The 13,347-nt window shown below is 67.4% G+C and carries 6 protein-coding genes; 1 reads left to right on the forward strand and 5 read right to left on the reverse strand.

Going from position 1 to position 13,347, the window contains the following annotated elements; translation table 11 throughout:
* Positions 1-132 precede the first annotated feature (132 nt).
* From GOY17_RS17555 to GOY17_RS17575, 5 genes are all read right to left on the reverse strand, one after another.
* Positions 133-3,033, reverse strand: coding sequence for a TonB-dependent receptor (locus GOY17_RS17555; protein WP_198173737.1), 2,901 nt, complete (start codon positions 3,031-3,033; stop codon positions 133-135).
* Between the two features lie 255 nt (positions 3,034-3,288).
* The gene (locus GOY17_RS17560) at positions 3,289-4,395 is read right to left on the reverse strand and encodes a fimbrial protein (protein ID WP_157031337.1); all 1,107 of its coding nucleotides are present in this window, start codon (positions 4,393-4,395) and stop codon (positions 3,289-3,291) included.
* Positions 4,392-7,094: a fimbria/pilus outer membrane usher protein gene (locus tag GOY17_RS17565; RefSeq protein WP_198173738.1), complete on the reverse strand. Its 2,703-nt coding sequence runs from the start codon at positions 7,092-7,094 to the stop codon at positions 4,392-4,394. The genes GOY17_RS17560 and GOY17_RS17565 overlap by 4 nt, the downstream gene beginning before the upstream one ends.
* 65 nt (positions 7,095-7,159) lie before the next feature.
* Positions 7,160-7,891: a fimbrial biogenesis chaperone gene (locus GOY17_RS17570; protein WP_157031339.1), complete on the reverse strand. Its 732-nt coding sequence runs from the start codon at positions 7,889-7,891 to the stop codon at positions 7,160-7,162.
* A gap of 69 nt (positions 7,892-7,960) precedes the next feature.
* Positions 7,961-8,527 (reverse strand): fimbrial protein, encoded by a 567-nt coding sequence (locus GOY17_RS17575; RefSeq protein ID WP_157031340.1) that lies wholly within the window; start codon positions 8,525-8,527, stop codon positions 7,961-7,963.
* A 473-nt stretch (positions 8,528-9,000) separates the two neighbouring features.
* On the opposite strand from GOY17_RS17575, the gene GOY17_RS17580 reads away from it, so the two are divergent.
* Positions 9,001-13,341: an ATP-binding protein gene (locus tag GOY17_RS17580; protein ID WP_157031341.1), complete on the forward strand. Its 4,341-nt coding sequence runs from the start codon at positions 9,001-9,003 to the stop codon at positions 13,339-13,341.
* Positions 13,342-13,347 lie beyond the last annotated feature (6 nt).

Raw genomic sequence — 13,347 nt, forward strand, 5'->3', positions numbered from 1 at the left:
AAGACCAGCGACAGACCCTGGTACGGCTGTAGCGCTCGTCGGCACAAACGGTTGCCACGACACCACAAACAGAAACGGCCGATGGAGAACCATCGGCCGTTTCGTTTTTCGAACTGCGGAACGATCAGGCGATCAGAAGCGGTAGTCCGCGCTGACGTACCAGAACGCGCCCGGCAGGTCGTACGTACCGGCGTCGTAGCCGTTGAGCGAGCAGGTCAGGCACACCGGCGGCTCCTTGCCGAAGACGTTGTTCACGCCGACGGTGAGCTTGAGCTTGTCGACCATCGCGTTGTCCCAGTTGAACTGGAGGTCGTGATAGGTCGTGGAGCCGAGCTTGTTGGTTTCCACGCCGCCCATGCAGCCCGGGGCCTCGGACACCGGCACGTTCGAGCACAGCTCGTCGACCGACGAGATGTAGCGCACCGTCCAGCCGACATTGAACTGGCCCATCGTCCAGTTGGTCTGCAGGTTGGTCTGCCACTCGGGGATCGCGCTGTCGTTCACCTCGATGCCCACCTCGCGCTGCGACTTGTTGCCGTCGACGTCGACGGCCTCGTAGTCGTTGACGTAGGTGGACTGCAGCGACGCGCTCAGGCGGCCCCAGCTGAAGTCGGTGGACGACCAGTTGACCTTGAAGTCGACGCCGTCGGTTTCGATGCGGCCCAGGTTGTCGAGGAAGTTCTCCGGCGGATTGAGGTTGCCACCGGCGCCGCGGGTGAACGGCGTGCAGTTGACCGAGCCGACGCCGCCTTCGCGCAGGCAGGTTTCCAGCAGCGCCTGGATGTCGCGGGCCTGGATCGCGTCGTCGATCTTGTGGTGGTAGTAGCTCACCTCGAAGTCCAGGCGCTGCGACCAGTCCAGCCCGCTCGCCCAGCTCGGCGCGTACACCACGCCGAAGGTGTAGCTGTCGGACTCTTCCGGCTGCAGGTCCGGATTACCACCGGTGAAGGTGGTGATCTGCGTGTTGGCCTGCTCGAAGTTCGGCGGCGCGCCCTGCGCCGCGCAGCCCGCCGCGAAGGACGGATCCGCCGGGCCCGGGCTGCCGGTCGAACCGCAGGGGTCGACCAGCGTGGCGCCGAACTGCGTCAGGCCGTACAGCTCGCCCAGGTTCGGCGCGCGGAAGCCCTGCGAGTAGGTACCGCGGACCACGATGTCCTCGATCGGCTGCCAGCGGAAGCCGGCCTTGCCGGTCGTCGTGCTGCCGAAGGTGGAGTAGTCGGAGTAGCGGATCGCCGCCTGCAGGTCCAGGGTCGACAGCACCGGGAACTGGAATTCGGCGTACACCTCGTCCACGTCGTACGAGGCCGACACCGGCGCGGCGAAGGAGTCCTGCGACTCGCCGCTCTGGCGCAGCGGATCGGGATTGAAATCGCCGCGGTAACGGCGGTGTTCAACGCCCGTCGCGAAGCCGGCGGTGCGATCGCCGATGTTGAACATGTCGCCGGTGACGTTCGCCGAGTACAGGTCGAGCACCTGTTCGGAGGAGTCGATCTGGCGCGTGCGGATGTAGTCGATCATCGCCTGCGTCATCGGACGGCCCTGGCCGCCGAAGATGTCGAGCGGCACGCAACCCGCGACCTGTGCACACACCGCCGGATCACCCAGCGCCAGCTTCATCTTGGCGACGTTGTAGCCGTTGAGGAATTCCTGCGTCGCCTTGTTGTCGGCGTGCGCGTAGTTGAAATCCCATCCGAAGCTGCTCGTGCCCAGCGTGAAGGTGCCATCCAGGCCGACGTTGAAGTACAGCGTGTCGACGTCCTGGTTGAAGATGCGCGGACCGACTTCGACCGGACGACGCGTCGCGACGAGGAAGTTCGAGTTCGCATCGAGCGTGTAGCCGAACGGGTTGTACGGGTTGTCGGCGTGGATGCTGATGGTGTCGGCGATGCCGCCCGTACCCGCGCCCGGGCCGACGAAGATCGGTTCCGGCGCCGCCTGGTTGGTCGAGGTGCGGTTGTTGTACAGGCCCTTGACGTGCAGGCGGGTGTTCTCGGTGACGTCGTAATAGACGCTGGCGAAGATCGCCTTGCGCTTCTGCGGCGTCAGCAGCAGGTTGTACGGCGCAAAGTTGAAGCGGTCGCTGCCGTCGAACGAGTTGTACGTACCACCGTTCGGGTTGTTCGGATCGAACACCGGCGTGGTGGTGCCGTTGTTGAGGGTGATGTCGTACCAATTCTCGGTGTCGTCATCGCAGCCGCCCACGCCGGTGGTCGGGCGCGTCGGATCGCAGAAGAAGAAGCGACCCTGCGGGATGCCCGAGCTGCCGCCGCGCACGCCGGTGCCCGGCGTCGGATAACGCGACTGTTCCCACGAACCGGAGCTGATTTCCTGCTGCTCGAAGTAGCTGGCGGTGAACACCGCCGACCAGCGATCGCCGCTGCCGCCGAGCGTCAGGCTGGCTTCGGTGGTGTCGCCGCCGTCCTCGTACTCGCCGTAGTAGGCGTGCACTTCGGCGCCGTCGAAATTGCGGCGGGTGATGATGTTGATCACGCCCGCGATGGCGTCGGAGCCGTAGATCGCCGAGGCGCCGTCTTCCAGCACTTCGACGCGTTCGACGATGGCCAGCGGGATGGTGTTGAGGTCGGCGCTGCCGCTCACGCCCGAGGCGGAGGATTCATTGACCCAGCGGACGCCATCGACCAGCACGAGCGTGCGCTGCGAGCCGAGGTTGCGCAGGTCGACCTGCGCCGAACCCGCGCCGATGCCGCCGCCATCCGGCGGATAGCCGAAGTTGCCGGAGGAGTTGAACTTGGCGTTCAGCGCCTTGCCGCTGGAGGTCATCTGCTGGAGCAGATCGCCCACGGTCTGCAGGCCGGTCTGGTCAATCTTGGCCTTGTCGAGCACGAACACGGGCTGGGCCGTGACGGCGTTGGTCTGCTTGATGCGCGAACCCGTCACCGTGACGGTGTCGAGCGTGGTGGCCGAACCCTGCGGGGCCGGCGTGGCGTCCTGCGCGGCCGCGAGGCCCGGCAGGGTCAACAACAAGGACAGCTGGATCGCTCGCGTGAGCGATTGACGGCGCATGGCTCTCATTACTCTCTCCCTCGAATGAATGAACAGCAGCAACGGCCGCCTCCCCTGCCCGGGCGGCACCCCAGAGTTGTAAACAATTCGTGAATCGGCCACAAGCGGCAAAGCGTTGGCCAACGATCGGCACAGTCTGGCGGGAGTGTTGCCCCAGGCAGCGCTCCAGGCAGCCCGATTCCGGCCCGGCGCGGGCTCGGGAGGTCGCGAAAGGCGTCCTCGCGTGGCCAGTCGGCCGGCGGCGGGTGCCCCGATACGTCTGGGTCAGTAGTAGGAGGCGGTGATGGTGACCGCGCTGGAAACCGTCCCGCCGGTCAAGCCCCCGGTGCGGAAGTAGCGGGCCTGGAACGGGACGTCCAAGGTCGAACCGCTCCCCGAGCTGCCCGCTTCGAACGTGGTGTTGAGCTCCAGCGGATTGCCATGGAAGAGCAGCTGCACACCCACGCCCGCGGCGCTGCCCGTGTTGGCCAGGACGGTGGGTGTGGCCGGCGCCCCGTCCATGCGCATCCGGACCGCGGTGGCGATGGCGCAGTTTTCGAACGAAACCTTGAAGTCCGTGGGGCGCGCAGTGGACCCGATCGAAGGAAGCTCCGTCGCACGCGCCTCGTCCAGCGCCACGGTCTGGTTGGCGGTGCCGGTCGTGATTGCGCAGGTCGGGTCGATGAACTGGAAAGTCACCGGCGTGGTGGTCTGATTGCCGAACTGCCGCGTGCACTCCTTGCCTTCGGGACAGTCGTTGCCGGCGAACTGATAACCGAAACGCACGAGCGAATCGCTGAAAGTGCCGGCCTTCAGCGAGGTGTCGGTGCGCACCAGGTCAAGCTTGAAGGTGTAGGTGTTGGTGGAGTTCAACGGCGCCAGTCCGCCGGGGCCCCAACCTCCCGGATAGAAGTTGTCGCCGCCGTTGGTGCCGTACCACGTCGGTGCGATCAGCCCGCCCACATTCGTGTACATCCGGAAGCCGAGTCCGCCCATGCCGGTCGCAAACGTCTTCTGGTCCAGCGATGTGGCGACAAGCGGCGCCTGTGGGGTGTAGTTCATCTTCCAGCCGCTGGATGCCCCCGCATCCTTGGCGGTGCAGACCACGGTCAGCGTGACCGTCGCGGAGGCGACCACCTGTCCGATGGGAGTGTTCTTGTTGATCGACACCACGGCCGGGGAAAACGGCGTGGTCGACACCGTGCCGGTGCACCTCGCGGACGCCGTGCCGGGCAACAACAGGATGGCGCACGCCCACAACACGCTTCCCAGCAGATACCTGTACGTCTTCATCTTTCGTCCCGTGATGGATCCCGCCGATGGAGCCGCCGCAACATGGCCCGTGGCCTCGCCTTGCGTCGGCCGTTGGTCTTCGCAGTGGATTCGGTTCATCTGGTTTCCTCCCGCGAACCCATCAGTTGCGCGATGGGCGCGGGCATCGACGGATGGCATACCGCGTCGACGACCGACAGGCCCGCGGGTTCGTGCTGGGCGGCAGGGGGTGGTGAAACATCGAGGGTGCATTGGCTGTCGCGCGCCCAGCTGACAGTAAGCAGGCGCCCTTCCTCCCCGGAGAGCCGCACGAAGACCTGACCGCCCTGACCGACAATGCCGGCGTCCTTGCCAGCGCCGTCGACGACCTGTGCGCCGAACGGCAGCGTGCGACCGTCTTCCGTACGCGCCCGGATCAGGATCGACCGTCCGATCGTCGTTTCGAACTTCAGCGCCACCACCGCACCCGCGCGCGGGATCGCCTGCAGCCGGGACGTATCGAGCTGGACATCCGCCGACAGGCCGTTGGGATCGAGCGTGACGTCGTTGATGCGGTAGGGGATCAGGCTCGAGGCGATCGCGTAACCACGCCGGTCGACGCGGATCGCCGGATCGCTCTGCAGCCGCGCGCCTGCCGCATTTCGGGCTTCCACCACACCGATGGTGTCGCCCAGCTGCGGCGCCAGCGTGATGCCACCTGCGTGGACCACCACGCCGCCGCTCGCAGACAGCGAGGCCTGCCGGCTTTGTGCATTGCGCGAGTACGACATGCCCAATGTGGAGAGCGCGGCGTGCCAGCCGGCATTGATGCCGACCGAATCGGTGTCGCGATCGTTGAAGTTGCCGCTCACGCCGTAGTTGAACTGCCGACGACCACCTGCATTACCGGTCACGCCCGCCTGGACGGAGTTGCCGTCGTGGTCGTGGCCCGCGGCGAGCGTGACCTGCGACGGCGTGCTGCGGAAGCCGGAACTTCCGAGCGGCATCGACAGGCTCAGGTTGGCCTGGTTGTCGTACCCGCGGCCCGCCAGTCGGGTGCGGCTGGCATTCACGCCAAGCGACACGTTGCGGAACTGCCGGTTCCAGCCAACCTGAGAGCTCGAATCCACCGGCAGCGAGCCGCCCCAATAGTCGTTGCGCGAACCGCTCAGGAACAACGATCCGCCGCGCTCGCCCAGGCTCTGGCTCACCGTCAATTGAAAGCGGCTTCGCTGGTTTCCCGCACCGTCGCCCACGCCGCCGCGCAGCTCGCCATTGCGCACCTCGTCGTCAAGGCGGACCGCATCGTCCAGCGACAGGTAGCCACGACTGGAATACCGGTACGCGGCGAGCGCGAAGTCGGTGTTCGTCTGCGGGATGCTCTTGCTGTAGGTCAGGCGCGCGCTGTAGCCGGAGGCGTCCTCGTCGGGAAGGGCGAACTTCGTCTTCGCCCCGGTCACGTCGAGCGACACGGCGCCCACCGGCGTGTTGAACGCGGCACCGACGAGCAGGCTGCGATAGAGGTGGCCGTCGGTGGCCTGCACGCCGGCGTACGTCGTGAGCAGGTTGATCAGTCCGCGTTGGAACGTGCCCTCGATGAAGTTCGGTGCCGCGCCGTGGAGCGCGCCATTGCGGACCTGCCCAGCCGCGGCTGAATAGCGCCACACGCCAGGGCGCAGCAACTGCGGCACGGCGGCGTACGGCACCGAGAACGACCGCTCGCGGCCGTCGGCCTCGATCACGGTGACCTCCAGGTCGCCGCCGTAGCCGGTCGCGTACAGATCATCGATCTCGAATGCGCCGGGTGCGACGTTGGTTTCGAGGATCACGAAGCCCGCCTGGCGAATCACCACCCGGGCATTGGTCTCGGCGATGCCTCGTACGACAGGTGCGTAGCCACGCATCGAATCCGGCCGCATGCGATCGTCGGTGGCCAGCTTGATGCCGCGCAGGGCGGTCGAATCGAACAGCTCGCCCGAGGTGAACGTATCGCCGAGGGTGAACTGCGATTGCAGTGCGGTGACGTCGTGCTCCGCATAGCTGCGGATGTTCTGGAAATCGTCGCCTGCCCCGCTTTCCCGGCGCCATGACGACTGGTTGCGCAGGCGCCAGCCACCCAGGTTCAACCCCATCGTGAGCCCGGCATAGGCGCCCGTCGTGTGGCCTCCGCCGTCGTAGTCGAGCTGGTTGGCGCTGACGTTGTAGCCCAGCGTCAACGCATCGACGCCGCGTTCCCACAGCGCCGGGTCGACTTGGCCGCGCGCGCTGCGGCGGAGCGCGACTTGCGGAATCGACAGGTCCAGGCGCAACTGATTCATGTCGAAGCTTGCACGCGCGTCTGCGATCGCCCGCTCGACGTCGATGCACGTCTGCGAGACATCCACGCCCTCGGACTTGAGGCGGGCGGTGTCGACACCGAGCGCATCCAGCGCCTCGCCTGACAGGCATGGCCGCACAGCGCCATCCGCCAAAGCGCGCAGTTCGATCGTGCGGCGCGCGAGCCGATAGCCGTTGAGGTAGACGTCGACCGGATACTCACCGGGCGCCACCGCGTTGGCGTGTTCGAATCGCGTCAGGTCGGTCGACGTCGCGCTTTCGCCGAGGAACAGCGGACTGAACTCGACGGCATCCGGCGCGGGTTCGGGCGCGGGCGATGGCGAGGGACCCGGTGATGCACTTGCGGCGAACGGCACCTGCCCCAGCACGGCCAGCCCGACAACCACGATGCGCCTTCGCCTGTAGCCTCGCGCGGCTGGCGCGAGGAGGCATGAATCAAATGAATGCATGTTTCGATCTCGCGTTGCTGACAGCCCGCGGCCGGCGTGCGCTCGCGGCGGCACCCCGTGCGCGCGTCATGCGCCCGTTGCGGGTGGAAGGGTCGATTCGAACGCTGGCCTTAGCGGCCTCAGTCCGCGTAGGACGCGCGGCTTTCGACGAAGCCGCCGTAGTCGTTGATGGCGGTGAGCAGCACGGTTCCGCTGCCTTTCCCGGGCTCGCCGTCCACGGGGAACATCGCGCTGCCCAGCGCCGGACACATGCCACCTTTTGGCATCGCTTCCCTTGTTCCGCGCTCGACGCGGACCTCGGCGAAGGAAACGTTGTAGGCGGTGGGATTGGTGCACTCCAGCGACGGGGCGCCGCCCGAACGCACGAGCCGCCACTGCAATTGCGCGATCGAATCCAGCGGCGCACCGCGCAGGCCTTGCGGGCGGTAGAAGATCTTGATGCGCGTACGCACCGCAAACTGCAGGAAGTTGTCACCGCCGTCCTGTCCCTTCGGACGCGGCGGTATTTCCAGCACGTTGAGCCAATAGACCGACTCGCGATCCTCCGGTACATCCGCGCCGTTGAACATCAGGCGCAGCGCCTGACCCTTTCCGGGTTCCAGGCGCGACATCGGTGGCGTCACGAGGAATGGCGCCGTGCTGTTCGCGGCGGTTTCATTCGCATCGCCCGCATCCGTCCAGACCTGGAGCAGGCGCGGACTCCGCCCGTTGTTGTCAACCTGGACCGTGACCTGCGATTCGCCGGCCGGATAGATCACGCGGGTGCCGGCGATCTGGACGTCGGCATGCGCTGGCGTGAGGCCAGCGGCCATCCACGCGAACGCGCAGCCCACTCGTGCGAGCAGTTTCATGAGCAGTTCCTGGAGTTTCCCCGAAGCGGCGGGGTCGCGCGGACCCCGCCCAGATGCGTCACGCGCGACTCAGTTGTAGACGACCGAGTAGTTCACGTAGGTGTTGACGTCGCCGGCGCCCGCAGCGCCGATCGCGTAGTACTGCGCGGTGTACTTGAGCGTGGCGGTGTTGCTGGCGATCGTTTCGGCCGAGCCGTCGCCGCCTGCGTTGTTGGAAAGGTCGATCGTCGCGCCGGCCTTGTTCAGCAGGCCGACGAGCACGTTGGATGCACCGCCGGTGGCGGTGTTCTTCAAGCGGCCGCCGTGCGCGGCATCGACGGTCGGCGTGCTGGTCTCGAACCACATTTTCGCGATCTTGCCGTTGGTGCAGCCCGTCTGGCCGCTGCCACCGACGACCACGCTGAACGGCGTGTCGCCCGCGCTCTGGCCAGACGTCGCGAGCGCAGTGGTCGAGACGCTCGGAAGCGTGACGGTGAAGTTCGACGTGCCGCCGTCGGTGTTGTCGCCGCCCTTGATGGTGCAGGTGACGTCCGAGATCTTTCCGGTGAAGGTGATCTTGCCGTCCGCGGCGGCGGCCGACAGCGACGTGATGCCGACGGCCGCGAAGAGTGCGGCGGAAATCAGGGTCTTGCTCATGCGTCCATATGTCCTGTTGTTTGGAGGTATCGCCGTTCGGAGGGCAGTTGTTCGGTTGCTGCCCACTTCGCCACTCCCCAGCGACGGCACGCATGCTGGCCCGCAGGGGCGGAACTGGAAATCAGAGAAATCTGGCGAAACGCAACCGCGGCGAGCCGATACGCCCACCAGCAGTTGGATGTTCCCGTAGACGCTGGATCGGCTTCACTGCGCCACGCAGGTGTTTTTGGATGGCAGCTCCACTTGCCGGAGAGGTGCGTGCGCGCGGCTCGCCAGCGACTGTTTCTTACTGCGCTGGCAGCATTGCGAGGCAAAGCCCGATCTCGGTCGTCCGGCGTGCCCAACGGAAGCACTTCACGCAGCCTTGACATGCTGCGTCGTCATAGCAGGCAGATTCAGACCAGTCTGATGGTTGCCCTTCCGGGGGCCACCTAGTCTGCGGTGGAAGCACGACCTTTCACGACGAGACCCCCATGAGCCTGGGCACCTCCTGGCATCGCCACCGGCTCGCGTGGCCTTGTCTGCTCCTGATCAGCCTGTTCCTGTCCGCATGGGCGCATGCGCAGCCCGTGCCGGGACGCTCGCAGGCGACTGCCGCGCCGCGCATTTCGCTCACGCCGTCCGAGCAGGCGTGGCGACGCGCGCACCCGGTCGTACAGGTGGGCGTGTTCGCAGGCGATTTCGTGCCGTTCGAGGCGTGGCGCGGCGGCCGTCCGGAAGGCCTTGGCGTCGATTACATGCGCATGCTCGCCGCGCGCGCCGGCATGCAACTCGAATTCCATCCGTACACCGATTGGGAAGGCATCGCGGTCGGCCAGTCGAAGCAGGCGCCCCCGTACGACGTGCTGCTCGCGCAGCCGGTGATCGGCCAGCGCATGGAGCGCTTCCACATGCTGCGGCCGTTCGTGTCGTCGCAGCAGATCATGCTGGTGGCGCGAAAGGGAGACGTGCAGATCCGCAGTGCGCGCGACCTGGACTCGGCCCGCGTCACGATCGAACGCCGCTTCCTGCTGTCGGCCAAGGTATTCGCCGAGCGCCATCCGCGCGCGACGATCGTCTACGCCGCCGACGGCCACGAAGCGCTGGACATGCTCGCGCGCGGACAGGCCGACGCGTACCTCGGCGTCACCTTGCCGCGCACGACCGCACTGGTGCGACAGCGGCGCGCGGACGACGTGGCGATCCTCGGGCCGCTGGATCTTCCGACGTTCGAACTCGCGCCCGCGGTGCGTCGTGACCGTAGCGAGCTCGCCAGCATCCTGCGCAAGGCCGAAGCGGCGATTCCCGAGCGCGAAGTCGAACAGATGCGCCTGCGCTGGGGTGCGAGCGACGTGCCTTCGCTGGCAACGTCGCACGCCGTCGGCCTCACGCGCGCGGAGCGGGAATGGATCGCCTCGCTGCCAGTACTGCGCGTGGGCTACGAGGTCGATCGCTTCCCCTACAGCTTTCTCGCGCGCGAAGGCGGCTTCGACGGAATAGCGGCGAACTACCTGGAACTGATCCAGCGCAAGCTGGGCCTGCGCGTCGAACTGGTACCCGCGGCGGACTGGAACAGCCTGCAGCGCATGGCGCTGGCGAACGAGATCGACCTCATCGCCGCGGGCAGCACCGGCGACATCGACGGCGACGAAATGGTGTTCAGCCGCTCGTACGAAGACTTTCCGCAGGTCATCGTCGCGCGGCTGCATGGGCCGGCGATCGCGAGTCCGTCCGATCTGGCTGGCCTCACGGTCGCCGTCCGCGACGAACCCGGCGTGCTGGCGTCGCTGCACGCGCTGCTTCCGCAGACGAAGCTGCGCACCGTCGGCGGCAACGAAGCCGGCCTCGCGCTCGTCGCCAACGGCGGGGCCGACGCCTACATCGGCACGCTGCCGGCCATCGACGCGCTGATCCGCAACCGCTACGCCGGCGAGTTGCGCGTCGTCGGGCCGGCCGGTTTCGATACGGAGCTCTCGTTCGGTGTGCAGCGCCAGTATGAACCGCTGATCCCACTTATCGACCGCGTGCTGGACAGCACGGCGGAAGACCAGCGCCAGGCCATCCGCGCGCGCTGGCTCACGACCGACTACGTCTACGGCCTGCCGTGGCGCTGGGTGCTGCTGGCGACGGTCGCGGCGCTGCTCGTGCTCGGGGCGATCGGCCTGGCGTATGCGCGACTGCGGCGCGCATCGCGCCTGCAGGCGCGCGCGGAAGCCGCGCTCGCCGCGCAGCTGCACTTCCAGCAGGCGCTGCTGGAGAACATTCCCTACGCGGTGTTCGTAAAGGATCGCGAGGGCCGCTACATCACGGTGAACCGCGCGTACGAGGCGATGTTCGGCGTCGCGCGGGAACAGCTCGTCGGGCGTACCGCGCGGCAGAGCGCACACGCCAGCGGCATCGACGACGACGTCCTCACCGGCGAGGACATGCACGTACTGGCGACCGGACAGGGGACGCGGCGCGAACTCACCGTGCCCGCGCAGGCAGGCCGCGACGGCCTCCGCCACCTGATCGTGTGGCGCCACCCGCTCGCCGCGGCGGAGGACGGTCCGCTACGCCTGATCGGCACGATCGTGGAGGTCACCGACATCCGCGAGGCCGAAGCCCGCGCACGCGCGTCCGAACAGCAACTGCACGACATCACGCAGGCGATGCCGGGCACGGTGTTCCAGGCTCGCGTGTCGCCCGACGGACAGCGTCGTTTCACGTATGTCGCCGGCGACACGGCGGGCATGCTCGGGCTTCCGCCGGACGAGGTGCTGCATCGCGAGTCGCTCGTGTTCGCGCGCCTTCATCCCGGTGACCAGCCGCGCGTCGAGCAGGCGATCGACACCGCGGTGCGCACGCTCAGGCCCATCCCGGCCTTCGATGTCCGCATCCGCATCGGCGACGACTGGCGCTGGTTGCGAACCGAAGGCGGCACGCCGCGGCGCCTCGACGACGGCGCCGTTGAATGGAGCGGCTACTGGGTCGACACGACCGAACTTCACGCGCAGGCGCATGCGCTGGGCGAAGCCAAGGCGCAGGCGGAATCGGCCGTCGCCGCGAAGAGCATTTTCCTGGCCGCGATGAGCCACGAGATCCGCACGCCCATGACCGGCGTGCTCGGCCTGATGGAACTGCTCGCGCACACGCAACTGGACCACGAGCAGTCCGGCATGGCGATGATGGCGCGCGATTCGGCGCGCGCGTTGCTGCAGATCCTCGACGACATCCTCGACTACTCGCGCATCGAATCCGGGCGGCTGGCCATCAGCGACACCGACTTCGACCTGCGCGAACTCGTCGACAGCGTCGCCGGCCTGTTCGGCGTACGCGCGAAGGAAGGCGGCGTGCGTCTGTATTCCATCGTCGACTGGCGATTGGCGACGCGCTTCCGCGGTGATGCGATGCGCATTCGCCAGATCATCGCGAACCTGCTCAGCAACGCGCTCAAGTTCACCGCGCAGGGCCACGTCGCGTTGCAGGTCCGGCTGCTCGCCGAATCCGACCGCGGACAGCAGTTGCGCATCGAAGTCGTCGATACCGGCATCGGTATCGCGCGCGAGAACCTCGCGCGACTCTTCCAGCCGTTCACGCAGGCAGAGGAATCCACCACGCGCCGTTACGGCGGCACCGGGCTGGGGCTGTCGATCAGCCGCCGCCTCGCCGAAATGATGGGCGGCAGCCTGCACCTGGAAAGCGAGCCGGGCGACGGCACGCGTGCCGTGCTTGAACTGCCGCTGGCGGTCGTCCAGCCGCTGCAGGGGCGGCCAGAGTTCGAGGGCCGCACGGCGGTGGTGTGCATCGCCGACGAGTTGCGCTCGCAGGAAATCGGCAACGGCCTGAGCTCGTTCGGCTTCAGCCTGATCGAAGCCGAAGCGTCGGACCTGGTCGAATTCGAGGCGGGCGACATGGACCTGCTGTTCGCCGACGCCGCCATGGCCATCCCCGCCGCACTTGTGGACCGCCCGCTGGTTCTCGTCACGTCCGACGATACCCCGAACACGTCGGACGACGACCGCGTGCGAATGGCCGGCGATCCCCAGACCACGCGCGCACTCGCTCGCGCATGCCACGAAGCCTTGGGCCTGGCCGTGCCGGACGCAGGCGCCACGGACTCGACGCTGGCGAGCGTGACGCACACCGCGCACATCCTCGTCGCCGAAGACCACCCGATCAATCGCGCGGTGATCGGGCGGCAGCTCGACAGCCTGGGCTACGCCTTCGCGATGGCGACGAATGGCGAGGAGGCGCTCGCGGAGTTGCAGCGCGCGCACTACGACCTGCTGCTCACCGACTGCCACATGCCGGTGATGGACGGTTACGCGCTGACGCGCGCCGTACGCGCGTCGGAGACCGGCGGCACGCATCTGCCTATCGTCGGGCTGTCCGCGAGCGTCCTTCCGGAACAGATCCAGCGTTGCCGCGACGCCGGCATGGACGATTTCCTCGGCAAGCCCATCCAGATGGATGCGCTCGCGGCCAAGCTTTCCTCGCTGCTGCTGTCGCCGGGCGCGGCGCACGCGTTGTTCGTCGGGGGCGAACCCGAGGGGCTGGATCGCCTGCGGACGATGTACGAGGACGAATCGGACTACCGGCGCGTCCTCGGCGAACTGCTCGCGATCAGTCGCAGTGAGCTGGCCGAACTCGACGAGGCCATCGACGCGGGCGATCCCGCGCGGCAGCGCGAACTCCTGCACCGCATCGAAGGCGCGCTGGTGCTGGTCGGCGCGCACATGGCCCCGCCGGACGACTCACCGCGCGACGTGGCGCTGCGCCGCGCGGCGATCGTCGCGACACTCGACAGCATCGCCTCGTCGCTCCGTGATGCGCGCAGCGACGCGATCGGGTGATGCGGC

Origin of the sequence: Lysobacter soli, from assembly GCF_009755585.1 — a bacterium.
GTDB lineage: Bacteria > Pseudomonadota > Gammaproteobacteria > Xanthomonadales > Xanthomonadaceae > Lysobacter_J > Lysobacter_J soli.